Genomic DNA, 26051 nt, shown 5'->3' with positions numbered 1-26051 from the left:
ATACTATAAATTAGCATACAAATATCCGTTTATTTGTACGCTTAATCAACATCTTAATAAATATTTATGGCAATTGATATTGAGCCGTCATGGCTAAGGGTTTTAGGTAGCGAATTTGATAAACCCTACATGGTAGCCCTGCGCGAATTTTTGAAGACCGAGAAGCAATCAGGTGCTAAGATCTATCCAAAAAACAGCGATATTTTTAACGCATTTAATACTACACCATTTGATAAGCTTGAAGTGGTAATACTTGGGCAAGACCCTTATCATGGAGAAAATCAGGCGCATGGCCTTTCGTTTTCGGTGCAAAAAGGTATTACCATTCCGCCATCGCTTAGAAATATATACAAAGAACTGCAAACCGATATACCGAGTTTTACCCCACCCAATCATGGCGACCTTACCGAATGGGCCAAACAAGGTGTGCTGCTGCTTAATGCAAGCCTTACGGTTAAAGCCGGGATGCCCGGATCGCATCAAAAAAAGGGTTGGGAAAATTTTACCGATGCCGTGATCATAAAAATATCCGAAGAGAAAACTGGAATTGTATTTATACTTTGGGGCGCTTTTGCACAAGCCAAAAGCGAACTGATAGATGCCAGAAAGCACCACATTATAAAATCACCCCACCCCTCGCCATTTTCGGCGGACAGGGGATTTTTTGGGTCGAAGCCATTCTCAAAAACAAATGCTATCCTTGAAAAAGAAGGAAAGCAGCCGATTGACTGGCAGATACATTAACCATTTACAATTTTGAACTAAAAATAAATGCTTGCTTTTATCAAAAAGCAAGCATTTTATATTTTATGGTTAAGGGTTATCAATTAATACTCCAACGGTACAATAGGTTCTTTTTTACTGGTTGACATGATCATCATAGTTTGGAAGGTTTTAACTACCGTAATGCGGCTTATCTTCTCCATAATCAATTGCTCGTACGATTTAATATCGCGCACGTAAACTTTCAGTAAAAAATCACACTGGCCCGTAACGTGATGGCACTCGGTAACTTCTTTTATATTCTGGATCTCATCCAAAAAAGTTTGAATGGTGTTTTTTTGATGAAAATCAAGCGAGATCTGGATGAAGGTTTTTATACCTAATCCAAGCTTTTCTTCGTCAACAAGAGCGTGATAGCTCTTGATGTATTCGGCATTTTCAAGCTTGCGCACACGCTCTAATGTAGGTGCAGGCGAAAGCCCTATTTCGTTAGAAAGCTGAAGGTTGGTTATCCTTCCGTTCTCCTGTAAAATTTTAAGTATTTGTAGGTCTATTTTGTCTAATTCGGCAGCCATGATACAGGCAAATATAAGGTTTTAGTTAATTCACAAAATAAAATTTTTTAAAAAAGAGCTTTAACAAAAATAAATTCTTTGTTAATTATTATTTAGATAAGTCTAAATTTATTATTAGATTTGTATAAATGAATACATTAGCCGAAGAAAACTACTTAAAATCAATCTATCACCTATCGCTCAATGCCGAAAACGTGAGCACAAACCAGCTTGCGTCCCTGTTAAATACCAAGGCATCATCGGTAACTGATATGCTTAAAAAACTGGCAGATAAAGAGCTGATCAACTACACTCCCTACCAGGGCGTTAGCCTAACAGCACCGGGCGAAAAAATTGCCATTAATATTATCCGCAAGCACCGCTTATGGGAATATTTTTTGGTGGAGAAGTTGAATTTTAAGTGGGACCAAGTGCATGAAATGGCCGAGGAGATGGAGCATATCTCATCGAACGAGCTGATTAACCGGCTGGATGAGTTTATGGGTTTTCCAAAACACGATCCGCATGGCGATCCGATACCTGATAGCAACGGCCTTTTTAAAAAACACGATTTAAAACCGATCTCGGCAATTACGGTTAATGAGAGCGGCGTGATCTGTGGTGTCAGGGATCATTCAACCCCGTTTTTGCAGTACCTGGAAAAACAGGAACTAATGATCGGTAAAAAAATAATAGTAACTGATATTATAGAGTTTGACCACTCCATGATATTGCAGATGGAAAATAAAACTGTACAAATTAGCCGCGAAGTGGCAAATAACCTTTTGATTACGATATGAGCAAAACTCCAGACCAATCACTTGCAAACGTACACAGCTCAATAAACACTGAGAATAAAACTGGCTGGCGCAGAATATTAGCCTTTATAGGGCCCGCATATTTGGTTAGCGTAGGTTATATGGACCCGGGCAACTGGGCTACAGATATTGCCGGAGGCAGCGCTTTTGGCTATAAGCTGATCTGGATATTGTTTGCTTCCAATTTAATTGCCCTGTTACTGCAATCTTTAAGTGCAAGGTTAGGCATAGTGCGCGGTCTTGATTTAGCACAGGCCTCAAAAAATGCATATCCGCGTTTTGTGAATTTCTGGCTGTATATATTGGCCCAGATAGCCATTATAGCCTGTGACCTGGCCGAGATTATTGGGATGGCCATTGGTTTACAGCTATTGTTCCACCTGCCGCTTATATGGGGTGTATCACTTACCATAACTGATACCGTATTAATGCTCTTTTTAATGAACAAAGGCATGCGCAAGCTGGAAGCCTTTATTATGGCCATGATATTTATTGTAGGCTTGTCATTTTTAATTGAGATGTTTATTGTTGGGCCCGATGTTGCGGGAGTTGCAAAGGGATTTATCCCCACTAATTTAACGGGGAATGCCCTCTACCTTGCAATTGGTATAATTGGCGCTACGGTAATGCCGCATAACCTGTACTTACACTCATCATTAGTACAAACCCGGCAAATAAGCCGCAATGATAAAGGCATCAAAGCAGCCATAAAATTCAACCTGTTTGATACTGTTATTGCACTTAACCTTGCCTTTGTGGTAAATGCAGCCATATTGATATTAGCCGCAACTGCTTTTTTTAAAAATGGCTACTTCCAGGTAGCCGAGATACAGGATGCCTATAAACTGCTTGAGCATATTTTTGGTAAGGTTGCGCCTACCCTTTTTGCTATTGCCTTGATCGCATCGGGCCAAAGCTCAACCATTACGGGTACGCTTGCCGGGCAAATTATTATGGAAGGGCACATTAACCTGCGTATTGAACCCTGGCTGCGCCGCTTACTTACCAGGGTGCTGGCCATTGTGCCCGCCGTGTTCACCATTATTTATTTTGGCGAAACAGGACTGGGCAGCCTGATTATTTTAAGCCAGGTGGTATTGAGTTTGCAGTTAGGTTTTGCTGTGATCCCGCTTATACATTTTACATCAAGCCGCAAACGGATGGGGGATTTCGCCATCAGCCTAAAGGTAAAAATACTGGCGTGGGCAAGTGCTGTTTTAATTGTAGGCTTAAATGCCAAACTGGTTTACCAGCAATTGAGCGATTGGGGAACGCAATATCCATCCGCTGCAATATGGATCTATGGGGTTGCTACTCCGTTAATAGTTGCCATAGCCATATTGCTTATTTATGTGTTTTTAAGGCCCTTATTGTTTAAACATTATGATATGCCTGCACAGGTACCGCATGGCCTGGCTTCAAAAATTGAGGATTTAACGCCTGTTGCCTATAAAAATATAGCTATCACTATTGATTTTTCAAAAAACGATACCGAATGTATCCGCAATGCGATAATGCAGGGCGGTAAACATGCCGTTTATACTTTAATACATGTTGTTGAAACGGCAGGCGCCCGTTATTATGGCACCGAAGTGATGGACCATGAAACACAAAGTGACTCAGACAACTTAGATACTTATGTCAACACGCTGACTGAATTAGGCTATAAAGCCCGTGCACATATTGGGTTCGGCAGCGCAGCAAGCTCCATAGCTAAAATAATCAACAGCGAAAAAATTGATTTTGTGGTGATGGGATCGCATGGGCACAAGGCTTTAAAAGATCTTATTTTTGGCACAACAGTTAACTCGGTAAGGCACATGGTGAATATACCGGTGCTGGTTGTAAAACCACAAACAAAATAATAATTTGCATATTTGCAGCAAATGAGGCCGTGATGAACCAGGATATATATATAAAGAACAAGAAAGCTTATTTTGAATACCACATACTTGACAAATATATTGCCGGGATAAAACTGCTGGGTACCGAGATCAAATCAATACGCGAAGGAAAGGCTAATATCAACGATGCTTTTTGCACTTTTATAAACGAACAGCTTTACGTACGCAACCTGCATATAGCCGAGTACAGCTTCGGATCGTTCTATAACCACGAAGCCAAACGCGACCGGATCCTGCTGCTTAACAAAAAAGAGCTAAAAAAACTACAAACCCGTGGTGAAGAAAAAGGCTTAACCATTGTACCGCTTGCACTTTTTATCAGCGAGCGCGGTTTTGCCAAATTAGAAATTGGTTTAGCACAGGGTAAAAAGACCTTTGATAAACGCGATACCATGAAAGAGCGCGATAGTAAAATTGAAATGGACAGGGCTATGAAACAATAGCCTGATAGTTTATATCAGTATAGTTTACCAGGCCTTATCGCCTACTAAGGGTACAAACCTAAAGGTATCCAATACAATTTTCTCGTAGTCGTGTTCGGCAACTTTTAGTATGGTTACCATTTTTTGCGATTGTTCGTTTCCTACCGGGATCACTAATATTCCGCCAATTTTTAGCTGCTTCAATAATACATCTGGCACGGTAGGTGCCCCGGCTGTTACTATAATTTTATCGTAAGGGGCGTGCTTAGCAATCCCCATCGAGCCATCGCCTAAAAAGAAATGAGGCTTATAACCAATGTGTGGTAACACCTGTATGGTTTGCTTGTATAGCTTCTCCTGCCGTTCTATGGTATAAACTTTAGCGCCCAATTCCATTAATATACAGGTTTGGTAACCGCTGCCTGTACCTATTTCCAATACCTTATCGCCCTTTTTTATATTTAAAAGGTGACTTTGATAAGCAACGGTATAAGGTTGTGAAATAGTTTGATCTTCACCTATCGGGAAAGCAATATCCTTGTAAGCCTGGTTCCAGAAGTTTTGGTGAAAAAAGAAATGACGCGGCACTTTACCAATGGCCGATAAAACCCTTTCGTCATCAATTCCTTTTTTTCTTAGCTCTTCAACCAGTATTTTACGCGCGCCCTGTTCGCGATAGTGATCATTGAAATTGTAGTTCATTACAACACAAAGTTAACACGATTTTAGGATTTTGAGCATTGACAAAGCTGTACTGATTAATAGCTTTGCACATATACCTGATTATCTTGCTCATTTCTTTTTAACATTAAAAAAACAAACGTTAAACACGATGTTTACTGTAGCGTATGGGCCATTAAAGTCGTATTACTATTAAAACCATTTATGAAACAAAGCAAAATATTACTCATCCTGCTGATAAGCATTTTATTGGTGCCTGCTATAATTATATCATCCTGCAAAAAAGATAATACAAAAAGTATAAAAAATGGCATTGAAGCTACTGTATTAAATCAAGGGTCGCCTGCGGCTGACGGTTGTGGCTGGGTTATTAAAATAAACAGTACGGATAGTGTTTACAGCCCAATCAACCTGCCCGTTAATTATCAAACCGATAATTTAAAAGTACTGATCAGTTACAAAAGTTTGAACACAAAGTTTCAGTGCGGGCTTTTGCCAACCGCGGGATATTACCAGATCCAGCTGATTACCATACAAAACGACTGAGCTATTAATAAGGATCCACATCGGGCTGTACAATGCTGCCCTTACTTAATTTGGTGGTTTGAAACTGCGTAATTACATCGCGAATGATGGTTTTTGCTTTATTGATGGAGATACCGTCCTTTTCAAATTTCAGCATGATGGAGCGGATGTAGTAATTTCTTATCCTGCTGATCAATGGAAATTCAGGGCCAATTACCCTGTCGCCAAAATGCTTTTTCAACTCTGTGGCTAAATAGATGGATTGGTTATAAACCATTTCGGGATCCTTATGCTTAATGGCTAAGTTGATGATGCGGTAAAATGGGGGATATTTAAAGCCTTTACGCTCTTCCATCTCGGTAAAATACAGCTCGTTATAATTGTTTTCAATTACCTGTTTTATAACGCGGTGGGCTGGGTCGTATGTTTGTATCACTACCTTACCTTGTTTGCCGCGCCTGCCTGCCCTCCCGCTAACCTGTGCAAGCATCTGGTAGCTGCGCTCATTAGCCCTGTAATCCGGAAATTTAAGCAGGCTATCGGCGTTAATAATACCGATAACGGTAACATCCGAAAAATCGAGCCCCTTGGCAACCATTTGTGTACCTACCAAAATATCAATCTTCTTTTCTTCCAGGTTATTCAGTATGGTTTGCAATGAATTGCGCGACCTGGTAGTATCCAGATCCATGCGGGCAATCCTGGCAGCCGGCAAAATCAGGCTCAGTTCATCTTCAACCTTTTCCGTACCAAAGCCTTTGTACTCCAAATGGGTTGAGCCACAGGCCGGGCAAATTTGCGGTGCATCCTCTTTATAGCCACAGTAATGGCAATGCAGCTTACCGCTGCTTTTATGATATGTTAAAGTAACATCGCAATTGATACATTTGGGGGTGTAAGCACATATTTTGCAGATAAGCACCGGTGCATATCCTCTGCGGTTCTGAAACAAAATAACCTGCTCCTTTTTTTCAAGGGCCTGGTTTATATTCCCCATCAGCACACTGGTAAAGTGCGACTGGATGGTTTTCTTCTTCGTTTCTTCGGCAATACTCACTACCTCAATTTCAGGCATCTTTACACCGCCATACCGTTCGGTCAGCTCAACCAAACCATATTTATGGATGCGTGCATTATAATAGCTTTCAAACGATGGCGTGGCAGAGCCCAACAATACTTTGCCCTGGTGCATATTGGTTAAAAATATCGCAGCATCGCGGGCATTGTACCGTGGTGCAGGGTCAAATTGTTTGTACGATGTTTCGTGCTCTTCATCCACAATGATCAAACCTAAATCATTAAACGGCAAAAAAACAGATGACCGCGCGCCCAATACAACCTTGTATTCGTTATTGAGCACTTTTTGCCATACCTCAACCCGTTCGTTATCATTAAACTTTGAGTGATAAATACCAATACTGGCACCGAAATAAACCCGCAGCCGCTCAATTATATGGGTTGTAAGTGCAATTTCGGGCAACAAGTAAAGCACCTGCCTGCCGGTAGCAATCATTTCCTCAATCAGCCTGATGTAGATCTGCGTTTTGCCTGATGAGGTAACCCCGTGCAAAAGCACTACATCTTTTTGCTTAAATTCTTCGCTTATCTGCTCAAGCGAGCGTTGTTGCTGCTCACTTAATTCAAAGCTGCTGTATATCTCATCATCTTCATAAAAAAGGCGGCTAACATTCCGTTCCTCGGTAATAAAAATCTCTTTTTCTTCCAGGGATTTAATGCTTGATGCACCTGCCCCGCTTTCTTCAATCAGTTCAGTTTTCGAAATGCTTTTTTGTGTACGAGACAATTTTATATAAGCCAGCACCGCATCGGCCTGTTTAGGTGCGCGTTTTTCAAGGATGCCAAAAAGTTCGCGCAGGCTATCCGGGTTATTATATACCGGGTTAAGGGTGATAAAACTGCGCGTACGCGGCTTATACCGCTCACTCACTTCTTCGGAAATATGGATTATATTTTTTTCGAACAGCAGCTTCAGGATAGGCATCACTGTTTTTTGTCCTAACAGCTTGGCTATATCACTTACCGTTAGCTCGGGCTGAATATCAAGCGCATCAACAATTAAAAACTCTTTATCGTGCAAGGATGTACGGTCAAATTCAAAATCCTTGTTGAGCGTAATACGTGTTTCGCTGGCTAATTTTAATGCCGACGGCAGTGCTGCATTCATTATTTCGCCAACATTACACATGTAATATTCGGCAAGCCAGTTCCAAAATTGCAGCTGCTCATGGGTAACCACCGCACGATCGTCAAGTACTTCAATAATATATTTGGCCTGGTATTTTTCGGGGGCAAGCTTACCTATTGAGGCAATAATAGCTGTGTACAGTTTACTTTTACCAAATTGCACCACTACCCTTTTGCCAACCAGTACCGCGTCGTTCTTCTCGAACGGAACACGGTAAGTGTAGTTTTTGGAGATAGCCAGGGGTAAAATCACTTCAACAAAAAGTGTTTCGCGCCCGGTATAATGTGCTTCGGCAAATTCTAACATTAAACAAATTTATTGGTCAAAGCTGCAATACCCAATGTTACCCAGCCGCCTATCAGCAGTAAACCTCCTAACGGGGTGACCGGGCCAATAAAATTCATTACCTGCCAGTTAAACATCTGCGAAAATGCAAGCAGGTATAATGACCCTGAAAATAATATTACACCCAATGTAAACAGGTTATAGCAATTTTTAACAAGACCTGTTTTGTACCTGGTTAAAGTAGATAAAAACAGCAAAGCAAATACATGATAAAACTGGTATTGTACAGCAGTATGCCAAACTTCAAAACTTTTTGGAGTAAGCTTACCTTCTAAACCATGCGCCCCAAAGGCCCCTGCAATAACTGCCAGCGCACCAAAAACAGCGGCAGTGATAATTATTTTTCTTTTCATCAAATTATAAACAGCTAAGTTAGCCAATTTTAGTGAGAGGTTGATTATGCCGCCACTGCATCAAATAACGGCCATGCATAAACAAATCAAATTAACTTTATTGATTTAATAACCTACAGTTCAAATAAACTACATTTGCAGGGCAATCAGTAATGAAAAAACAAATTATTATCACCATAATTTTATTAGTAGCTACTGCGTATGTAACGGTTGTTTATTTTAAAAATTTAAATCCACCCGGCACACGTACCAGCCAGGTAATTCAATCTATCCCTGATGATGCTTCGCTGATATTTGAGTTCAATAATGACAAGGGCTTTTACGATATTTTCAACAACAATAAGTTGCTGGCCGCAGTTATTGGCAAACAGAAAATTGGCCAGTTGGATACGCTTAGGCAGCAGTTAATCAATAACCCCTTACTGGCCGAGTATTTTGACGGGCAAAATATTTTCATCTCCGTTCATCCATCCAAAACAAATAATATTGACCTGCTGCTTTCATTGTCGCCATCAAAAGGATTTACCACAACAGCGGTTGATCAGTTAGCACGGCAGCCCAACAGCGGCTTGCTGATTACGCCCTTACACTTAAATGGCAAACAAGGTTATAATATTTACATAAACGTTTTAAAGAAACGCTTTTATGTAATTAACACCGGTGAAAATGTTTTTGCAGGGAGTTTTTCAAAAGAACTGATAGATGAAAGCTCCCTGTATAAAAACAAAAAGGATAAGCAAAGCTTTGTGTTACTTTCTGAACAGCAAAGTACCAATTCATTGGCTAATCTTTATGTAAACTATGCCGGGCTTAATCTGCTGTTTGATCAGCTTTTTAAAAACAAGAACTCCGATATTTTTAAAAGTTTCAGGCTGCTGCCTGCCCAGGCTGCATTGAGCTTAAACTACCGCAGCGATGCATTAATGTTTAATGGCTCAACCACTATTCAGCAAAATGAAGCACCGAGTTATCTGACCATTTTTGCCGGGCAAAAGCCGGTTACTAACCATTTAAAAGATATTTTTCCTTCAACTACCGCTTACAGTACCAGCTTCGCGGTTTCTGACCCGTTAAAATTCGGAACAGCTATAGCCGAATGGCATGTTAAAGCAGGGCTAAAAAACGAAAAAGCACTGCTTTTCGACAAGATAAAAGCAGAAACAGGCAGCAGTATAAAAACAGAGTTTAATAACCTGCTGGCTAATGAGTTTGCCATTGTAACCACCCGCTTTTTTGAAAAATTTGCCATTGTATCTGTTAAAGATGGCTCTAAGCTTAAGCTACTCATCACAGCCATAAGTACCATGACCGATGAGCACTCCGGGCAGTTAAATTATAATAAATTACCTTTCTTTTTACTGGGCGATTCATTCAGCGTGTTTAGGAAACCTTATTTTATTATTATAGACAACTATTTGATAATGGCAAATAGCCCCGTAGAATTAAAGAGCTATTACGACAGCTACATAAACCGAAAGTTTTTAAGTAAAAATGACCAGTATAATCAGTTTGACGAACTTTTAGCCGGCCAAAGCAATGTATCGTTCTTTATAAATTTCAAAAACTCAATGCCGATTTTTGAGCGCGACCTATATCCCGGCATTTATGATGAGCTTAAAACAAACGAGCCGGGATGGAAAAACTTTTATTCGGCATCGATCCAATTATCAGCAGCGGATAAAAATTTTTACACCAACTTTTGCACCAAACTAAATACAGATACAGTTCAAAATAAAGCAAAATAAGCCCTGTTTTGTACAACTATAATGCTTAGTTTACGTTTAAATGGTTTAATTGCGATTATTTTTCAATTAATCGAATTGTAATTTTATCTTTAAGACGGTTATAGAAGCCCCAAGGTACAGCGCGATATATGAAGAAGATTTTACTTGCTTTTTGTTTACTCCTACTCTCCTCTACAATATTTGCCCAGCAGTTTTCCCAGTATAACACAGGTACCTTATACGACTCTTTTGAAAACCCATCACAAAAAGCCTTTATAACAGATTCAAGCAAGCAGTTTGCCTTTAATTTTCTGGTTCCAAATTTCAATACGAACTTTTATGTAACCGGCAATGCGCAGTCTACCATAAAAAACAGGGTATTTAATTATAAGTACGATAACTCCGCATTACAGGTAGGGCAGGGCAGATATAACCATGCCAACTTAAATGCCAATGCTTATGTACTGATGCTCAAAATGTTCACCAGCCTAAACGGTGACGTTGAGATGGGATTTTCGTGGCAGATAAAAGGCGAAGGCAAGAGTATTTTTACAGATGAAACCGCGGCAGTTTTTAACGGGACAACCAGCTTTAAAAATAATAGTTATGCCAATATTTTTAATGATAACTTTTATTTCCAATCGTACCACCAGTTTTCATATACCTACCGCGAAAAGATTGATAAACAATTTGCTTTCGGGTTTAAGTTAAGCGTACTTTCGGGTATACAGTATGAAAAAGTAAATATCACCAACTCATCCATCGCGTTTGATAAGCTAAATGATTCGGCCGTGGTTGCGCTACAAGGTGTTTACCATTCAAGCTATATTCCAGGCCATTTAACGCCGAGGGATTATTTACCAAATTTCAGGAACCCGGGCGCATCCATTACAATGGGCGGTTCGTTTAAAACCGAAGATGGATTTTTAATACAGGGCAATGTAAAAGACCTGGGGTTTATCCATTGGAGCAGCCGTTCAAGCATTTATAATTTTGATGATACGCGCAGTATAAGAGGTTTATCAACCAGAGGCCGCGAGGACAGCATTTATAATTCAGTTTACAAAATAATCCATAGTAACCAAACCATTGGCTCATTTACAACACCAATTGACGGCAGGGCCGAAATAAGCGTTTACCGGAGCTATTTTATCGATCAGAATAATGAGTTCACGTATTCGCCTACACTAATCGCATCAAAAGAGTTATTTTACCCGGGATTTACAGCCGCATTAGTTAACCCTTTTCAATATAAAAAATACGTGGCAACCTTAACTGCTACTTATGATGATATGAAACTGTTTAACTTGGGTGCGCAGTTTATGCTCAAAACGCCCAACTTTGAGTTTTATATAGGCACAGATAAATTAGCACAAAGTGTAAGTTTATTAGGTAGCGAGTTAAACAAGAGCACCAATCAAACCTTTCAAAATGGTTCATTTACCGGGGCCGATTTCTTTTTAGGTTTTGCGGTTAAATTTGGGCCGGTAATTGAGCACCCAATGAATTCAAGCACCATGAACACCGGCGAAAAGGGTTTCTTTGGCCGTTTATGGGGACGTATATTTAAAACAGACGATTAATTTTATACCCCCTTTTTCCCGGCGATAAAATCTTTAAGATAATAAGGTTCAAAATAAGCCACATCTTCAAATTGCCTGTTTTGGAATTTCTCAAACGCTTTAGTGGTTAAATAAGTAGCCGAATTTGTAAAGCCGTTTAAAAACTGCGCATTAGCATTTACGCCTAAAACATCTTCGCACTTATCAGCACCATCACCAAAAAATAATATTTTATTACTTTTCAGCAGGTCGCTAAAGCTGTTTTCGTCAATTATTTCTGCTGCTGTTGGTTTTATCTGCGTGCCGTCTAACTTAAAAATGGCGGTATAAACTTCCATGCGCCGGGCATCTATCATAGGGCACAACAGTGTACCGGGTTCAAGCTGATGATCTTCATTATTTATAACACCATAGGCCATAGCTTGTAGGGTTTCAATGGCTATTAGTGGTTTATCCAAAGCAAAACAGAGCCCCTTAGCGGTTGATATACCAATACGCAGCCCAGTATATGAACCCGGCCCGCAGCTTACCGCTACGGCATCCAGATCGTTAAAGGCAATGCCTAACGATGCCGTCATATCTTCCATAAAACGTGTAATTACTGCAGAATGTAAATTCCGCTCATTTACCTGCTCAAAAGCTAAGATCTTTCCATCCCTCGCGATAGCGACAGAACATACAGTGGTTGCGGTTTCTATTTGTAGTATCAGGCTCATTTGTAAAGTGAAAAGTATGGACGCTTTAAATTTCAGTTTAGTTTAAACTTGATCTTTAAAAAACATCGGCTGCTTGTTAAGGTACAGGATCGTGCCCGTGCCCACCCCATGGGTTGCAGCTGGCAATCCGCTTCAAAGTTAACCATCCGCCTTTAAAAGCGCCATGTTTTTTTACTGCTTCAATACCGTATTGCGAACAAGTGGGCGTATACCTGCACGTTGCGGCAGACAATGGCGAAATAAAATACTGGTATATTTTTATAAGGGCAATAAAAAAATAGCCAATTATGGTTTTTAATATATTGCCAATGGTTTTCATTTGGCAATCTCCACAGCTAACTGGGCTAAAAGCTTCAGCATCTTTTTTTCGGCAAATTCATATTCAGCAATATCTTTCCCAATAAATCCTAATGAGAGTACGATCTTTTTATCGGTACTGTTCAATAAATCATAAAGGTATTGCTGCTTGCTAAGCCGGTAAACTTCGCGCATACGGCGTTTTATTAAATTACGGTCAACAGCGCGTTTGTAACGCCTTTTGGAAACCGAAAATAAAACCTGTACAGGAAATTGCTGCGGGCTGGTGGCTATAAGCCACGAGGCCTTGAAGGGATAACACAAAAAAGAAGAGCCGTTATGAAAAAGCTTGTCAATAAGCTTCTTATTACATAACCGTTCTTCTTTTTTAAAAGTATACATCTACTGATCCTGAACCGAAATTAATTAAATAACCGGTTCAAACCCCAGTTTGGAGAAAGCAACCAGCGTTATGCTTTATGACTACCCTCGTCAGAAACAGATAATCTCTTTCTGCCTTTAGCTCTTCTTGCTGCTAATATTCTTCTGCCGTTAGCAGTTGACATGCGCTCACGGAAACCGTGCTTATTTCTTCTTTTCCTTTGTGAGGGCTGAAACGTTCTTTTCATGGCTATTTTATTCTATTCGTCCTTTTTAAAACAAGAGCGCAAATGTACTGTATTTTTTAATTATTTCAAACATAAGTTAACAGTTTATTTACCTGCCTGAGCTTCATTATGTTGAAAAAAGCACAATAGTTGATAACTAATCCGCTTATATTAATGCCCAAAGTTAACAATACTTAAAACTTGTTAGCAATCTTATTAATAACTTTGAGCATCACCCAAATTTACGGCATGAAAATTAAATCCCTTTTAATACTCCTTATACTCCCCTTTTATGCACTCTCACAGGATTCATTAGCCAGTCATTATAAAATATACAGTACCTCAAAACAAAAACTTGTATCAGCAGACGATATAATAAAAGATATGGCCAGGGCCGATATTTTATTTTTTGGTGAAGAGCACAACGACTCCACAGCGCATTACCTGGAATATACTTTATTAAAAAAACTGGCTGAAAAATTCCCGGGGAAAACCGCCTTATCAATGGAGATGTTTGAAACCGATTGCCAGAATGTTTTGGATGAATATTTAAAAGGCCTTATCCGCGAAAAGAACTTTTTAATTGATGCCCGTACATGGCCCAATTATAAAGACTACCGCCCGATGATTGAATTGGCCAAAATAACCCAGGTACCTGTAATTGCAGCTAATGCACCGGCAAGGTATACCAATATGGTTAATAGGAAGGGACTAACCAGCCTGCAGCTATTAAGTGCAACAGGAAAATCATACTTACCACCCCTACCTATTGATACCGCAACCGGGGCCTACTACGATAAATTTGGCGAAATAATGGGCGGGCACGGCAGTATGGGCGGCATGCAGATGTACCAGGCGCAAAATTTATGGGATGCTACCATGGGATGGTCAATAGCACAGTTTATAAAGGCTCATAACGGGTACAAGGTATTACAGCTTAACGGCGGATTCCACAGCGAAGAAAAATTAGGTGCAGTTGCCCAATTAAAAAAGTATTACCCCAAAGTAAGGCTACTAAATATTGCGGCGTACGCTGACGATAGCTTTGACAACCCCGACTGGAGCAAATTCAGCAAGAATGGTGATTATATTATACTAACCGATCCAAAGCTTCCTAAAAGCTTTTAATAGGCTGTATTAGAAGTAGAATCAAAAAAAGTTGCGGAGCATAATATTTTACACTCAAGCATCTCCGTGTTTCTTTGTGCCATTCTTAGTGCGCTCTGCGGTTAATTTTACCACGGAGCGCACTAAGACACAGAGATATCTAAGATAATATTTAGCAAGTTTTGCTGAAACTGAATTTGATAACCTCTTATGTATCAAAAATAGCTGTTATGCTTTTTTAGCCAGCAAATCCCGTATTTGGGTAAGTAAAACTTCTTCGTTGCTTGGAGCCGGATCTGGTGCCGGGGCAGGCGCTTCCTCCTTTTTCATGGAGTTGATACCTTTAACCACAATAAAAATACAAAAAGCGATGATCAGGAACTGGATGATTGCATTTATAAAGTTACCGTAATGAATAGCTGTTTCTAAAACCTTATGGGCAGGGTCAGCATCTTTCAAAACAATCTTTTTTTCTGAAAAATCAACACCACCTGTAATATAGCCTATTGGGGGCATAATAATATCAGCTACCAACGAGGTAACTATTTTCCCAAAAGCCGCTCCAATAACAACACCCACTGCAAGGTCAACCACATTGCCCCGCATGGCAAACTCTTTAAATTCTTTAACAAACGCCATGTATTACTAATTAAGTTGAATAAAGTTATAAAATTATTAAAGTAAACAAACAAAATATTTCCTTTTGCATTAACTACATTCATCACATTATCCGAAGAATTTCTTAGTTAGGGGTAATTGATGTATTTTTGACGCGATCTAATTTATGCTTAAACAGAACCTTCAACAAAAACTCTTACAAAAGCTCTCGCCGCAGCAAATACAATTTATAAAATTGCTGCAGGTGCCTACCGTTTCATTGGATACCCGCATCAAAGAAGAGCTGGAAGAAAACCCTGCGCTTGAAGATCTGAGCCTGACCAACCTAAACGAGCCGGAAGAACAGTATCCTGACCGTGACCCTGAAGAAGACACTTATAACGGTGATGAGGAAAAAGGCGAAGCAGATGAGTTTAACATTGATGATTACCTGCAGGAGGATAACCTAAACGAATACGGATCGCGCTATGATCAAAATGGCGATGATGAAGACGAACGTAAGGAAATACCTATTGCTGTACAGAGCTCTTTTTTTGAAAGCTTGCAGCAGCAGCTTGATCTTTTACCGCTATCTGACAAAGATTTCAGGATAGGCAAACAGATTATTGGCAGCCTTGATGATGATGGTTACCTGCGCCGGCCCATTATGTCACTTACCGACGACCTTGCCTTTTCGCAGAATGTGATGGCCGAGGATGATGAGGTGGAGGATATGCTTAAAGTAATTCAAAGCTTTGACCCCGCCGGCGTTGGTGCACGCAGTTTACAGGAATGCCTGTTGATACAGCTAAGAAAAAAAGACCCAAATGACGTTATTGTAAAAAAAGCAATAAACGTAGTTGAGCATTACCTGGATGAGTTTACGCGAAAGCATTATGATAAGCTCGAGAAATCATTAAACATGACCTCTGTTGAACTTAGGGGTGTGGTTAATGAAATATTAAAGCTTAACCCTAAACCAGGCGACTCGAACGAGATAAACACCAAGCAGATGCAGGTGATCCCTGATTTTCATATCATCAACAACGACGGGATCCTGATACTTACCCTAAACTCAAAAAATGCGCCCGAACTTAGGGTAAGCCGCTCCTACCAGGAGATGTTTGAGCATTATGATAAAGCATCGGCAAAGGATAAAAAACTAAAAGAAGCAGTTCAGTTTGTAAAGCAAAAACTTGATTCGGCCAAATGGTTTATTGATGCCATTAAACAGCGCCAGCAAACGCTTTTAAAAACAATGAACGCTATAATGCAGTACCAGTACGAGTTTTTTTTAACTGGTGATGATAAAAATTTAAAACCAATGATCCTTAAGGATATTGCCGATAGGATCAGTATGGACATATCAACCGTATCGCGGGTTGCCAATTCAAAATACGTACAAACTGAATTTGGTACATTCCTGTTAAAATCATTCTTCTCCGAAGCTATCCAAACCGAAAGCGGCGAAGAAGTATCAAACAAAGAGGTTAAGAAGATTTTAGAGGAACATATAGGATCTGAAGATAAGCGCCATCCATTGGCAGATGAAAAGCTGACCGAAATATTAAAAGATGCAGGTTACAATATAGCCCGCCGTACCGTAGCCAAATACCGCGAACAAATGAATATCCCGGTTGCCAGGTTAAGGAAGGAATTATAACCGCCACTGCTATCTAATAAAAAGAATGCCCTGATTTTAATAAAAGTCAGGGCATTCTTTTTATTAGGTAAGTTTAACTCCCCCTTCGGAAGCAGGGGATTAAAACATGTGCTGCGGGCAGGTTACTTTATACCTGTTGTTTAAAAGCAAGCCTATCACAATTTCGTGCGTGCCGTTACTTACGGTATTAAGACCCGAAGTTGTAATATCGTACGAATAGCCGATGTTGATAAATGAGCTGATATTTACACCAGCCAATACTCCAAACGAATCATTACGGCGGTACGATCCACCAAACCAAAATTTATCCCTGAAAGAGAACTTGGCATTAATATCAAAAGTAACCGGGGTTGGTTCTATTACCTTTATTAAAAATGAGGGCAACAGGGTAATATCGTCCGTCATGAAAATCTTTGTGCCACCGGTTAAAAAATACTGGGGCACCGTTTTACTTTGGTTATAAGAATTATTAGTACTGAAATAAAGATTTTGAGGTAAAAGCTGCTGAATAGAAGCACCAAAGTAATAGGTTGATGAATACATCCATACACCTATACTTAAATCTGGTTTCCACTGGCTGTTATTACCGTTGCTTATGGCAGGGTCAAGTGGGTTTTCGGTCGTAATCTCGGAAGTATTTAAACTGATATGGCTCACCCCCGCCGATACCCCTACCGCTAAGTTTACACGATCTGTCAAGCCAAGGTGGTAAGCGTAGGTGGCATCAATATTGGTTTGGGTAATAGGGCCCGTCTGATCGGTAACTATCGTCATACCGATGCCGTGATGCGGCTCAGCAGCCATATAGTTCTGGGTATACAACCTGCTCGATGGGTTTTCACCCCCGCTGGCCGGGAAGGCAGTCGCATCGCCCTGTAAAAAATTGGATCCTAAAGGTGCATTTATAGTTAGGTAACTGGTTACTGGCGCGCCGTTCAAACCTGTCCACTGGCTGCGGTATCCTGCCTTAACATCGGTGTAGTTTTCAATACCTGTTACCGCTGGGTTTAGCAAATAGTTATTAAAAACATATTGCGTGTACTGCGGCCTTTGCTGGGCCCCGGCAACCTCTATACAAAAAACAAATACCAGTAATAAATATAAAAATTTCTTCATTTATTATCTAATGATAGTTACACTGCCTGAAAGAGCTTTACGACCGCTTTTGGGATTGATGATATAGTAATAAGTTCCCGTTGGCAGGTCGGCACCTTTGTATCGTCCATCCCATGGAATTGCGTAACCAATAGACGAATATACTTTTTCTCCGTATCGGTTGTATATATCAACTGTATTATTTGGATAAGTATCCAGGTATTTAATATTCCAGGTATCATTTATACCATCATTATTAGGGGTAAATGCCGATGGTATTACCGGGTATTTAAGCACCGTAACATTAACTGATGAAGATGCCGAACAACCAGATGCGTTGGTAACAAGCAATGTATACGTTATGTTTTCGGATGGGCTGGTGATTGGTTTTAATACATCATCATGGTCGATCCCGGTTGATGGTGTCCATTTATAGGTAAGCCCATCCCCCGTTGCTGTAGCATTTATAGCGGTTTGCCCGCCTTCCAGCATGTGAATATCTGCACCTGCTGATACTACCGGTGCTGCATTTACCACTACTTGTTCGGTAGTTAAGTAATCGCATCCGTTTTGTTCTGTAAAAACATAATTAACAGTAAACGTGCCCGGCCCGGATACTATAGGATCAAACAAGCCGCTTGCGGATACCCCGGTACCCGAAAAAACACCAGTACCGGTAAAGCCGTTTTTATCAACATTGATCTGTATCGCCTGGTCGCTTTGGCACAAAGGACCAATTGCTGATAGCTTAACCAATGGATTTGCTTTTAACGTGATATTTTGCTGGGTTGAGTTTACGCAGGTTAGCCCCGAATATACATCCATGCGCACTGCGTATGATTTGGTTAGCGGCGAATTAAACAAACCATAATTATGGTGAAATTTACGATCGGCCGGGATAGCACCTTTTTTAATTACAACCGTATCTGCAGGCTGATTGTTATAATCATAATACCAAACTATTTTGGTGATGTTACCAAAGTTAACTGTAGACTGATCATCAAATATTACATCATTCATACTACATAAGTTTGCGCTGTTTTCTACTAAAAAAGCAGCTTTAGGTATATCGCCGTTTACCGTAAACGGCTGTGTTTCAGAAAAAGTACAGCCGTACTTTGATTTAACGGTTAACGTTACCTGATAGTTACTTGCCTGCGTATATTTATGTGTAGGATTTTGCATTGTTGACGTATTGGGGTTCGATGCATTTGCATTTGGGTCACCAAAATTCCACAAGTAGGTAAAGTTAGCTTCCGTATGATCGGCAATCGTACTTTTATCGGTAAACTGTGCGTATGTATCGCTTAAACAAACATCAGGCAAAACAAAATCAACCAATGGAGCAGGGTTTACATTTAAAACCTGGGTGGTGGTTGATGAGCATCCCCCGCTTATAGTAACCTTTAAAGTAACGGTATCGGTTCCCGTATTTAAATATTTATGATTTACAGGATTGCTGTTAGTAAGGGTATCAATTTTTCCATCGCCATAATTCCATATCCATTGAGTTATTTTGCCATCAATTGATGTAGACTGATCAGTAAGCGTAACGTTTTGCCCAGTACAATCAGGCGTTGATGCCGTAAAAGCGGCTACGGGCTTATGGCTTATGTAAATTGATTGCGTTGTATCAGTGCCGCAGCCATTAACATTGGCAACCGTTAACTTTACCTTGTAAGTGCCCGGGTTTGCATACTTATGTTTGGGATTTTGCTGTATTGATGTGGTATTATCGCCAAAATCCCAAAGCCATGATTTTATAAAACTGCCATTAACACTGGTTTTATCAATAAATATAGATGAGTCACCAAGGCACGAGCTATCAAAGCTAAAGTTAGCAACCGGGGGCGCTGATATATTAAAATCAAATTCAATAACCTCGTTATTACCGCAGGTGCCTGCAACCGGGTCAAAAACCGTTGCAACAACTGTGGTATCACCGGGTTTAATGTAGGTTACCGGTTTAAAATATTGATAACGGTACAGCAATTGCGTGCCCCGGGTAAATGTTGATACTACCTGCGGGGCATTATCGGTATATGTAGTGCCGTTTTTAAAATCCCAGGTAATTTTTGTGGTTTGATAAGGCAGGGTTAATTGCAGCTTATAGGTTGTGCCGGTACAGCCATTATTTTGCGTTATGGTATCATTTACCGGGCTGGCAAGCGTAATGTTTTCATTCAGGTTTTGCAGGTTTGTTCCCGCAGCGTAACCGTACGATTCATGATTGCCGAAACCATACGCAATAGCATTAAAACCATCGCCGGCACTTAACGTGTGGGTACCCCTGCTGTTTCCGGATAGCGACTGAATATCCTGCGGACCAGACTGCACGGAAATCTGTGCATAAGAATATAAAGGATTACTATCTAAGGTTGTAAAGTTGGTATAGGGTGCCCCATCTAGCATAAACGTTGGTACTGCGTTGGTTTTTATAACCACATTGATATAGCTGCTGCTAATTTGATAGTTCCCGGTTGAGTATAAAGTAACGCGGTCAAGCGTTTGTTCAAGGGGGTTCAGGTAGATCATTTCCGGATCGCCCACATCTCCCGGGATATTTCCGCAGTTTAGGCCATCACCCTGCGTTACCGCATACTGAACAACCTGGATTGGCTGATCTGCCGAAATTATATTGGGCGAGTTTGATGAGAACTCATAGTACCCGTTTATAAACTGATTAATGGAAAGTTTAGCCCCGTTAAGCATCACATTAGGATCAGTAGTGGCGGCTGGATTACTCAGTATGATCCTGAAAATATCATAACCCCTGTTTTTAAGTGGAACAGTGATATAATTTTTTCCCCATGATGCTGTTGGATAAACCTGCTGAAAAAGATTATCAGATGTTACGTTATTAACGTTACATCCTATATTTAACCTTGAGCTGCCCGAAAAAACGGCAATTTTAGTACAGCCTCCCGTTGCAGAATTTATTGATGTTATGATGGTACCCGTTAAATCGCTTGATGAAAGGCCCTGGTAAATTTCGCCCTTGCTAAGCGAAATCTTGAACGTAGCACCCTTTGTGTTACCATCTCCCAAATTAGCTGCAGGGGTTATTTGTACGGTAGTATTGTCTTCGGTTGCTACTACTATAAATGATGAGTAGGCCGGAGCATTAGCAGGGGCATTTGATTTTTGGGTGTAATTGATAGACAGGTAATCTTTTCCCAAAGTACTCACGGGTAACAATAATGTAGCCCCCGAAACCGAAAAAGCATAGATGTGTGCATATATGGCAATAGGTTTTAAAGACGTAATATGGATACCCTTATTGGCAACGCCCGCATAAGCTAAAAAAGCCGCTGGGGGTATGGTTACTATAGTTACCTGGTTGGCTGCAACGTTAAATGAAATAGCAGGAAAACTATTATCAACAATTTCAACCTTTCCGGATGTGTTTACCGTTGATGTGATATAAAGGCTCATTAAGCTGCCACCATCGGCCCCGGTGCCATCTTTACTGGCCCCATTGTTATGATCCATATAGGCCGTCCAAAATTCAGTACCGCTATTGGTAGTATTTTGTGCCTTTGTTTGGCATACAAAGCAAAACACAACAATAATAACTGCTACAATACGTACTAATATTTTCACCCTGCTCAACAGTATTAATTGGTATAATCCAATTTATTTAATTGACGATGAATAAATTGGGGATTTAAAAATACATAAAGCTTTGAATGAAAACACAGTTACCACAAAAAAATAATATCAAAAGCAGTATTTAGCCTTCAATAATACGCTATTGTTACAGCAATATTAATTGCACTACCTAAAAAAACTTATCGGGGTTGGGCACTAAGTTTAAAAAACGTTCAAAGTTCTCGGTATAATGGGATTGATCGAGCTTATAATAAAATGCCCCTTTTTTTGACGAAAACTTATCCTTTTCAGCCTGTTTAACTAACAAACCTGTCGATAATAATTTACGGCTAAAGTTCCGGTCATCAAATGAGGTATCATAAACGCCCTCATAAAGTGCCTGTAATTGTGGTATGGTAAACCGTTCGGGTAATAGTTGGAATAGTATAGGGTGCAAGGCTGCCTTATAACGTAATTGTCTTTGTGCAAGTTTAACCATTTCGGCATGGTCAAATATCAGGTCGGGCATTTCATTTAGCAAAAACCACTCGGCGTGGTACTCGTCGTTAAGCTGCTTTTCGTACTGATGAATATCAATAAGCGCAAAGTAAGCAACTGATAAAGTTCTTTCAACAGGGTCACGGTCGGGCTTTCCGAAAACCTGGAACTGCTCCATGTAAACATTTTTTAAACCTGTACGCAGTTCTAAAACACGATTGGCAGCATCCTCCGGACTTTCAGATGGTTGTATAAAGCCGCCCATCAAACTCCATTTATTTCGCTCAGGTTCAATATTACGCTGAACCAGCAATAATTTTAAGTTCCATCCATCAAATCCGAAGATGATACAATCAGTTGCTATCAATATTCGTTTTTGACCAGTATATCTCTGCATAATTGGGTTTATAGTTTATTTACAATTGTAAAAATAATTATTGAAAATTCAGTTCCAATTCCGGAAAGTAGTTAAAGTCCTTAATAAATGGTAATTAATATAAAAATCATCGCTATTAACAACTTAATTCCTTTGTCGAACAAAAAAAATCAACTTACCCTTTTACCATGCAGTAACAGGTCCATAGCCCCGTCAAATGATCCCGCAAGGATCACCTCACCCGAATTCACAAAAAATATCTCATCGGCGTTCTCAATTGTATTTAGCCTGTGCGCAATAATAACCCTTGTGGTTGATGCCGGCAGGTTATTTAAAATATCGCCTAAAAGTTTTTCGGTAATGGTATCAATATTGGCGGTTGCTTCATCCAAAATCAGCAATTCAGGGTTGCGCAAAACGGCACGCATAAAGGCTATTAACTGCTTCTGGCCAAGGCTTATGCTATCGCCGCTGCTCAGCACTTTGGTATCAAGTCCGCTCTCAAATATGGCAAGCAGCGTACCTAAATTGGCATCATGTATGGCCTTTTCCAATTGCTCATTGGTATAATCAACATAAAGCTCATTACCGTATAAAATATTATCCCTAACTGTGCCGGTAAACAAAAATGGCTCCTGCAATATAAATCCTATTTTTTTGGTACGCTCAACAGCTTCATAGCTTCTTATATCTTTCCCATCAAGCAAAACCGTTCCTTTACTGGCATCATATAACCTGGCTATTAATGATGCGGTAGTTGTTTTACCACCACCCGTCGGGCCAACCAATGCATAGGTTTTACCACGCTCCATTTTAAAGCTGATATTGTGTAAAATCTCTTTATTATCATCGTACCCAAAATGAACATTCCTGAACTCCAGCAGTGCTGCCGATGGTTCTGCAATGGTATTATCAACGGTAACCAGGTCGGTTTCTAAGGATAGAATCTGCGCTATCCTGTCCCAGCCGGCCATAGCAACCTGGAAATTTGTCCACAATGCAGCTAATTGCCGTAATGGATTATAAAAGTTATTGGCGTATGATAAATAGCTCACCAGCAAACCAATACTAAACTCCCCTATCGAAATTAAATAGATGCCAAAAGCCAAAACAATCAGTTGCGCCAGGCTCGAAAACAACCCGTAAACAGGTACAAAAACGTTATTGGCCAAACCTGCACCTATAGAAGTTTTATAATTCTCCTTATTGGCCCCATCAAACTTCTTACGGAAATAATCACGACGGTTAAAGGCAATGATCACCCTGAAGTTATTGAGGCTTTCCTGAATCTCGGCGCTCATGCCACCTACGCTTTTCAGGTTCTTCGCATTTTTTCCTTTTACCCAGGGGGATATTATACTGGTAAACAATAAGATCACCACGGCTGGAGCCAGCGATGCCGAACCAAGCTTGAAATTGATGGATAGCAAAAATATGCCCGCCCCCGTCATGGTAGCAATGCTACCGATGAACTGCATTAACGATTGCGAGAAAAACTGGTTAACCTTATCTGTATCATTATTTACACGAGAGATCAGGTCGCCGGCCTTGTTTTGGTTAAAAAAACCAACAGGCAGCAATTGCAGCTTATTAAAAATAGAGTTACGCAGCGTAAACAACATGCGCTGCCCTACCCCGCCCATTAAAATGGTTTGCCAGTAGCTGGTAACCAACGATATAAGATACATACCGAATAACACGGCACAATTTACCAGCACGCCATGATAATTTTTAACAGGTACAAAAATATAATGGTCAATAGTGCGTCCAATAACCAGCGGCCCCAATAAGTTAATGCTCGAGGTAATAAGGATGGCTATTAAAGCTAATATCAGGTTTCTCCGCTCATGCGAGATTAATTGCAACAGTTTTTTAAGCGATGTGAAGGTGGAAGTTTTGGGAGCCTTCGCCTGCAGATCATTTAGATCGTAGTTCATAGTTACTGGTGCTTTGTTGTGAATTAAATATCTGTATGTATTCCGGGCTGCTTGCCATAAGCTCATCGTGTTTACCGCTGGCAATAACTTCGCCCTGCATCAATAATATGATCTGGTCGTAATGCTCAACGGAGGCTATTTTTTGAGTTACCGAGATCAGGGTCATCCCCGGATAGTTTTTTTGAACGTTGGTTAATATGTTCTTTTCCGTATTGGCATCAACCCTGGCTGTAAAATCATCTAACAATAAAACTTTGGGGTTAATAGCCAGTGCCCTTGCCAGCATGATCCTTTGTTTTTGTCCGCCCGAAAGACTTGATCCGCGTTCAGATACTATGGTGCTCAATTTCTCGGGCAGGCCGTCAATAAATCCTTTTAATTCAGCTGTTTCAATGGCTTTTTCTAATGATTCATCGGTAACGGTATCGCTGAAAGCAATGTTCTCGCGGATGCTCATGTTAAAAATAATACTATCCTGAAAAACAAAACCTACCTGGCTGTGGAACGATTCGCTATTGTAATCATCAATATTAATATCATCAAACAATACTTCGCCGCTTTTAGGTTTAATCAACCCGGTTAGCAGGTATAGCAATTGTGATTTACCCGCTGCGGTAGGGCCTATAATGGCTATTTTTGAACCTGCCTTTACGCTGAACGACACATCTTTTAAAGCTGGTTTTTGACCATACGAAACAGAGATGTTTTTTAGTTCGATATTACCTTTTAAGGCTTCAACCAGTGTGCCGGTTTCTGAAGTATCGGCAGTATCTAAAACCACGCTGATCCTTTGGAACGATGCCGTAGCCTGTGCTATAATATTGCTCATAAAGCCGATAACTAAAATTGGGAAAATTAACTGCGCCAGGTAACTGTTAAAGGCTGCAAAATCGCCCAGGCTCATGGTGCCGTTTATTACAAAGTGGCCGCCCAATGCCAGAATTGTTAATGCCGCTAAATTGGCTGTAAAGGTTATTACAGGTATAAGCCCTGCAAACAACCGCAGTATGGAAAGCCCGTAATCCTTTGCCTTGGTATTGGCCAATAAAAACTTATTATACTCCAACTGCTGGGAGTTAATAACCCTGATAAGCGCCGAGCCTAAAATACTTTCATTAATTACCTTATTAAGCCAGTCAATCACCTCCCGGCTTAGCTTAAACAGGGCACGCACCTTACGCAATACATAAAAAAATGTACCGCCTATAATGGGGATAATTGCAATAACGCAAAGTGCAAGCTTCCAGTCTATAGTTAATAACAGGATGCTGGCGCCAATAATGATAAACACCGACGATACGATGGAAACCAAGGCCTGAGATACAAAGAGTTTAATAGAATCAACATCGGCAGTGAGGTTGGTTAATAGCTTTGATGGGTTTACCTGGTCAATAAAAACACTGCTTTGGCGAGATATTTTGTCAGATAGCCGGGTACGCAGATCGCGGGCCACCCTTTCGGATGTATAGGTCTGCAAAATACTTTGCAGATAGGTAAACACAAAAATAAAAAACACCGCTAATGAAAACTTAACAAGCGTTGGGTTAACATCAAAGTGCGAATGCCCTACCATGCTATGGATATAATCATCAATACCATGCGAAATGATTTTGGGCAGCCATAGGGTAATACTATTGCTGAACACCGCAAACAATATAAGCAGGCTCACTAAACCCGAATACGGTTTAAGCAAACTAAATATGCCGGGTTGTTTTGGTTTATTATCGGGTGGGGCCATTCGGGTTGGGG

23 protein-coding genes are annotated in these 26051 nt (G+C 40.3%); 9 read left to right on the top strand and 14 right to left on the bottom strand.

Annotated elements, in window-relative coordinates:
• Positions 1-66: 66 nt before the first annotated feature.
• The gene (gene ung, locus ACQY4U_RS18485; RefSeq protein WP_428330935.1) at positions 67-744 is read left to right on the top strand and encodes a uracil-DNA glycosylase; all 678 of its coding nucleotides are present in this window, start codon (positions 67-69) and stop codon (positions 742-744) included.
• Between the two features lie 83 nt (positions 745-827).
• On the opposite strand, the gene ACQY4U_RS18480 is transcribed toward ung, so the two are convergent.
• On the bottom strand, positions 828-1298 hold the full coding sequence (locus ACQY4U_RS18480; protein ID WP_067059219.1) for an Lrp/AsnC family transcriptional regulator: 471 nt from the start codon (positions 1296-1298) through the stop codon (positions 828-830).
• Between the two features lie 128 nt (positions 1299-1426).
• Here ACQY4U_RS18480 and ACQY4U_RS18475 point away from each other — a divergent pair, with 128 nt between their 5' ends.
• The 3 genes from ACQY4U_RS18475 to smpB are packed head-to-tail and all read left to right on the top strand — an operon-like array spanning position 1427 to position 4442.
• Positions 1427-2077, top strand: a complete 651-nt coding sequence (locus ACQY4U_RS18475) for a metal-dependent transcriptional regulator (RefSeq protein ID WP_428330934.1) — start codon at positions 1427-1429, stop codon at positions 2075-2077.
• Positions 2074-3960, top strand: coding sequence for an Nramp family divalent metal transporter (locus tag ACQY4U_RS18470; RefSeq protein ID WP_428330933.1), 1887 nt, complete (start codon positions 2074-2076; stop codon positions 3958-3960). The genes ACQY4U_RS18475 and ACQY4U_RS18470 overlap by 4 nt, the downstream gene beginning before the upstream one ends.
• A gap of 32 nt (positions 3961-3992) precedes the next feature.
• Positions 3993-4442: an SsrA-binding protein SmpB gene (smpB, locus tag ACQY4U_RS18465; protein ID WP_428330932.1), complete on the top strand. Its 450-nt coding sequence runs from the start codon at positions 3993-3995 to the stop codon at positions 4440-4442.
• A gap of 24 nt (positions 4443-4466) precedes the next feature.
• Here smpB and ACQY4U_RS18460 read toward each other — a convergent pair whose 3' ends face one another.
• Complete coding sequence (locus tag ACQY4U_RS18460) at positions 4467-5123, bottom strand: protein-L-isoaspartate(D-aspartate) O-methyltransferase (RefSeq protein ID WP_428330931.1); 657 nt, start codon at positions 5121-5123, stop codon at positions 4467-4469.
• 183 nt (positions 5124-5306) lie between these two features.
• On the opposite strand from ACQY4U_RS18460, the gene ACQY4U_RS18455 reads away from it, so the two are divergent.
• Positions 5307-5648 (top strand): hypothetical protein, encoded by a 342-nt coding sequence (locus ACQY4U_RS18455; protein WP_428330930.1) that lies wholly within the window; start codon positions 5307-5309, stop codon positions 5646-5648.
• Positions 5649-5652: 4 nt separating this feature from the next.
• Here ACQY4U_RS18455 and priA read toward each other — a convergent pair whose 3' ends face one another.
• Positions 5653-8139, bottom strand: a complete 2487-nt coding sequence (gene priA / locus ACQY4U_RS18450) for a replication restart helicase PriA (RefSeq protein WP_428330929.1) — start codon at positions 8137-8139, stop codon at positions 5653-5655.
• Positions 8139-8531, bottom strand: a complete 393-nt coding sequence (locus ACQY4U_RS18445) for a DUF423 domain-containing protein (RefSeq protein ID WP_428330928.1) — start codon at positions 8529-8531, stop codon at positions 8139-8141. Before ACQY4U_RS18445 ends, priA begins: the two co-directional genes overlap by 1 nt.
• A gap of 152 nt (positions 8532-8683) precedes the next feature.
• Here ACQY4U_RS18445 and ACQY4U_RS18440 point away from each other — a divergent pair, with 152 nt between their 5' ends.
• Positions 8684-10276, top strand: a complete 1593-nt coding sequence (locus ACQY4U_RS18440; RefSeq protein WP_428330927.1) for a hypothetical protein — start codon at positions 8684-8686, stop codon at positions 10274-10276.
• A 128-nt stretch (positions 10277-10404) separates the two neighbouring features.
• On the top strand, positions 10405-11838 hold the full coding sequence (locus tag ACQY4U_RS18435; RefSeq protein ID WP_428330926.1) for a DUF5723 family protein: 1434 nt from the start codon (positions 10405-10407) through the stop codon (positions 11836-11838).
• Positions 11839-11840: 2 nt separating this feature from the next.
• On the opposite strand, the gene tsaB is transcribed toward ACQY4U_RS18435, so the two are convergent.
• The 4 genes from tsaB to rpmH form a co-directional block, all read right to left on the bottom strand.
• Positions 11841-12533: a tRNA (adenosine(37)-N6)-threonylcarbamoyltransferase complex dimerization subunit type 1 TsaB gene (tsaB, locus tag ACQY4U_RS18430; protein WP_428330925.1), complete on the bottom strand. Its 693-nt coding sequence runs from the start codon at positions 12531-12533 to the stop codon at positions 11841-11843.
• Between the two features lie 76 nt (positions 12534-12609).
• Positions 12610-12852 (bottom strand): membrane protein insertion efficiency factor YidD, encoded by a 243-nt coding sequence (yidD, locus tag ACQY4U_RS18425; protein WP_428330924.1) that lies wholly within the window; start codon positions 12850-12852, stop codon positions 12610-12612.
• Positions 12849-13232, bottom strand: a complete 384-nt coding sequence (rnpA, locus tag ACQY4U_RS18420) for a ribonuclease P protein component (protein ID WP_428330923.1) — start codon at positions 13230-13232, stop codon at positions 12849-12851. The genes yidD and rnpA overlap by 4 nt, the downstream gene beginning before the upstream one ends.
• 68 nt (positions 13233-13300) lie before the next feature.
• Positions 13301-13459 carry a 50S ribosomal protein L34 gene (gene rpmH, locus ACQY4U_RS18415; RefSeq protein WP_184542896.1) on the bottom strand — a complete coding sequence of 53 codons (159 nt, stop codon included), beginning with the start codon at positions 13457-13459 and terminating at the stop codon, positions 13301-13303.
• Between the two features lie 228 nt (positions 13460-13687).
• On the opposite strand from rpmH, the gene ACQY4U_RS18410 reads away from it, so the two are divergent.
• Positions 13688-14566: a ChaN family lipoprotein gene (locus tag ACQY4U_RS18410; RefSeq protein ID WP_428330922.1), complete on the top strand. Its 879-nt coding sequence runs from the start codon at positions 13688-13690 to the stop codon at positions 14564-14566.
• 207 nt (positions 14567-14773) lie between these two features.
• Here ACQY4U_RS18410 and mscL read toward each other — a convergent pair whose 3' ends face one another.
• On the bottom strand, positions 14774-15184 hold the full coding sequence (gene mscL, locus ACQY4U_RS18405) for a large-conductance mechanosensitive channel protein MscL (RefSeq protein ID WP_428330921.1): 411 nt from the start codon (positions 15182-15184) through the stop codon (positions 14774-14776).
• Positions 15185-15329: 145 nt separating this feature from the next.
• On the opposite strand from mscL, the gene rpoN reads away from it, so the two are divergent.
• Positions 15330-16805, top strand: coding sequence for an RNA polymerase factor sigma-54 (gene rpoN, locus ACQY4U_RS18400; RefSeq protein WP_428330920.1), 1476 nt, complete (start codon positions 15330-15332; stop codon positions 16803-16805).
• A 99-nt stretch (positions 16806-16904) separates the two neighbouring features.
• Here the strand turns inward: rpoN and ACQY4U_RS18395 are convergent, their stop codons facing one another.
• The 5 genes from ACQY4U_RS18395 to ACQY4U_RS18375 all read right to left on the bottom strand — a co-directional run bounded on the left by ACQY4U_RS18395 (position 16905) and on the right by ACQY4U_RS18375 (position 26040).
• Positions 16905-17921 carry a PorP/SprF family type IX secretion system membrane protein gene (locus tag ACQY4U_RS18395; RefSeq protein ID WP_428330919.1) on the bottom strand — a complete coding sequence of 339 codons (1017 nt, stop codon included), beginning with the start codon at positions 17919-17921 and terminating at the stop codon, positions 16905-16907.
• 3 nt (positions 17922-17924) lie between these two features.
• Positions 17925-21503, bottom strand: coding sequence for a PKD domain-containing protein (locus ACQY4U_RS18390; protein ID WP_428330918.1), 3579 nt, complete (start codon positions 21501-21503; stop codon positions 17925-17927).
• A gap of 178 nt (positions 21504-21681) precedes the next feature.
• Positions 21682-22386: an NUDIX hydrolase gene (locus tag ACQY4U_RS18385; RefSeq protein ID WP_428330917.1), complete on the bottom strand. Its 705-nt coding sequence runs from the start codon at positions 22384-22386 to the stop codon at positions 21682-21684.
• A gap of 149 nt (positions 22387-22535) precedes the next feature.
• Positions 22536-24302 (bottom strand): ABC transporter ATP-binding protein, encoded by a 1767-nt coding sequence (locus ACQY4U_RS18380; RefSeq protein ID WP_428330916.1) that lies wholly within the window; start codon positions 24300-24302, stop codon positions 22536-22538.
• Positions 24283-26040 (bottom strand): ABC transporter ATP-binding protein, encoded by a 1758-nt coding sequence (locus ACQY4U_RS18375; protein ID WP_428330915.1) that lies wholly within the window; start codon positions 26038-26040, stop codon positions 24283-24285. The genes ACQY4U_RS18380 and ACQY4U_RS18375 overlap by 20 nt, the downstream gene beginning before the upstream one ends.
• Positions 26041-26051 lie beyond the last annotated feature (11 nt).

The organism is Mucilaginibacter sp., from assembly GCF_965277465.1.
In the GTDB taxonomy this organism is placed as follows: Bacteria; Bacteroidota; Bacteroidia; order Sphingobacteriales; family Sphingobacteriaceae; genus Mucilaginibacter.
Note: the sequence above shows the minus strand (reverse complement) of the source record. Positions and strands in the feature narration are given on the sequence as shown.

What these genes read in the sequence shown, in the direction of transcription:
- rpoN (WP_428330920.1), top strand. Translation starts at nt 15,330, where the DNA reads ATGCTTAAACAGAACCTTCAACAAAAACTCTTACAAAAGCTCTCGCCG.
- ACQY4U_RS18455 (WP_428330930.1), top strand. Translation starts at nt 5,307, where the DNA reads ATGAAACAAAGCAAAATATTACTCATCCTGCTGATAAGCATTTTATTG.
- mscL (WP_428330921.1), bottom strand. Translation starts at nt 15,184, where the DNA reads ATGGCGTTTGTTAAAGAATTTAAAGAGTTTGCCATGCGGGGCAATGTG.
- rnpA (WP_428330923.1), bottom strand. Translation starts at nt 13,232, where the DNA reads ATGTATACTTTTAAAAAAGAAGAACGGTTATGTAATAAGAAGCTTATT.
- ACQY4U_RS18380 (WP_428330916.1), bottom strand. Translation starts at nt 24,302, where the DNA reads ATGAACTACGATCTAAATGATCTGCAGGCGAAGGCTCCCAAAACTTCC.
- ung (WP_428330935.1), top strand. Translation starts at nt 67, where the DNA reads ATGGCAATTGATATTGAGCCGTCATGGCTAAGGGTTTTAGGTAGCGAA.
- tsaB (WP_428330925.1), bottom strand. Translation starts at nt 12,533, where the DNA reads ATGAGCCTGATACTACAAATAGAAACCGCAACCACTGTATGTTCTGTC.
- ACQY4U_RS18410 (WP_428330922.1), top strand. Translation starts at nt 13,688, where the DNA reads ATGAAAATTAAATCCCTTTTAATACTCCTTATACTCCCCTTTTATGCA.
- rpmH (WP_184542896.1), bottom strand. Translation starts at nt 13,459, where the DNA reads ATGAAAAGAACGTTTCAGCCCTCACAAAGGAAAAGAAGAAATAAGCAC.
- ACQY4U_RS18440 (WP_428330927.1), top strand. Translation starts at nt 8,684, where the DNA reads ATGAAAAAACAAATTATTATCACCATAATTTTATTAGTAGCTACTGCG.
- ACQY4U_RS18475 (WP_428330934.1), top strand. Translation starts at nt 1,427, where the DNA reads ATGAATACATTAGCCGAAGAAAACTACTTAAAATCAATCTATCACCTA.
- priA (WP_428330929.1), bottom strand. Translation starts at nt 8,139, where the DNA reads ATGTTAGAATTTGCCGAAGCACATTATACCGGGCGCGAAACACTTTTT.
- ACQY4U_RS18435 (WP_428330926.1), top strand. Translation starts at nt 10,405, where the DNA reads ATGAAGAAGATTTTACTTGCTTTTTGTTTACTCCTACTCTCCTCTACA.
- ACQY4U_RS18480 (WP_067059219.1), bottom strand. Translation starts at nt 1,298, where the DNA reads ATGGCTGCCGAATTAGACAAAATAGACCTACAAATACTTAAAATTTTA.
- smpB (WP_428330932.1), top strand. Translation starts at nt 3,993, where the DNA reads ATGAACCAGGATATATATATAAAGAACAAGAAAGCTTATTTTGAATAC.
- ACQY4U_RS18395 (WP_428330919.1), bottom strand. Translation starts at nt 17,921, where the DNA reads ATGAAGAAATTTTTATATTTATTACTGGTATTTGTTTTTTGTATAGAG.
- ACQY4U_RS18460 (WP_428330931.1), bottom strand. Translation starts at nt 5,123, where the DNA reads ATGAACTACAATTTCAATGATCACTATCGCGAACAGGGCGCGCGTAAA.
- ACQY4U_RS18445 (WP_428330928.1), bottom strand. Translation starts at nt 8,531, where the DNA reads ATGAAAAGAAAAATAATTATCACTGCCGCTGTTTTTGGTGCGCTGGCA.
- yidD (WP_428330924.1), bottom strand. Translation starts at nt 12,852, where the DNA reads ATGAAAACCATTGGCAATATATTAAAAACCATAATTGGCTATTTTTTT.
- ACQY4U_RS18385 (WP_428330917.1), bottom strand. Translation starts at nt 22,386, where the DNA reads ATGCAGAGATATACTGGTCAAAAACGAATATTGATAGCAACTGATTGT.
- ACQY4U_RS18470 (WP_428330933.1), top strand. Translation starts at nt 2,074, where the DNA reads ATGAGCAAAACTCCAGACCAATCACTTGCAAACGTACACAGCTCAATA.
- ACQY4U_RS18375 (WP_428330915.1), bottom strand. Translation starts at nt 26,040, where the DNA reads ATGGCCCCACCCGATAATAAACCAAAACAACCCGGCATATTTAGTTTG.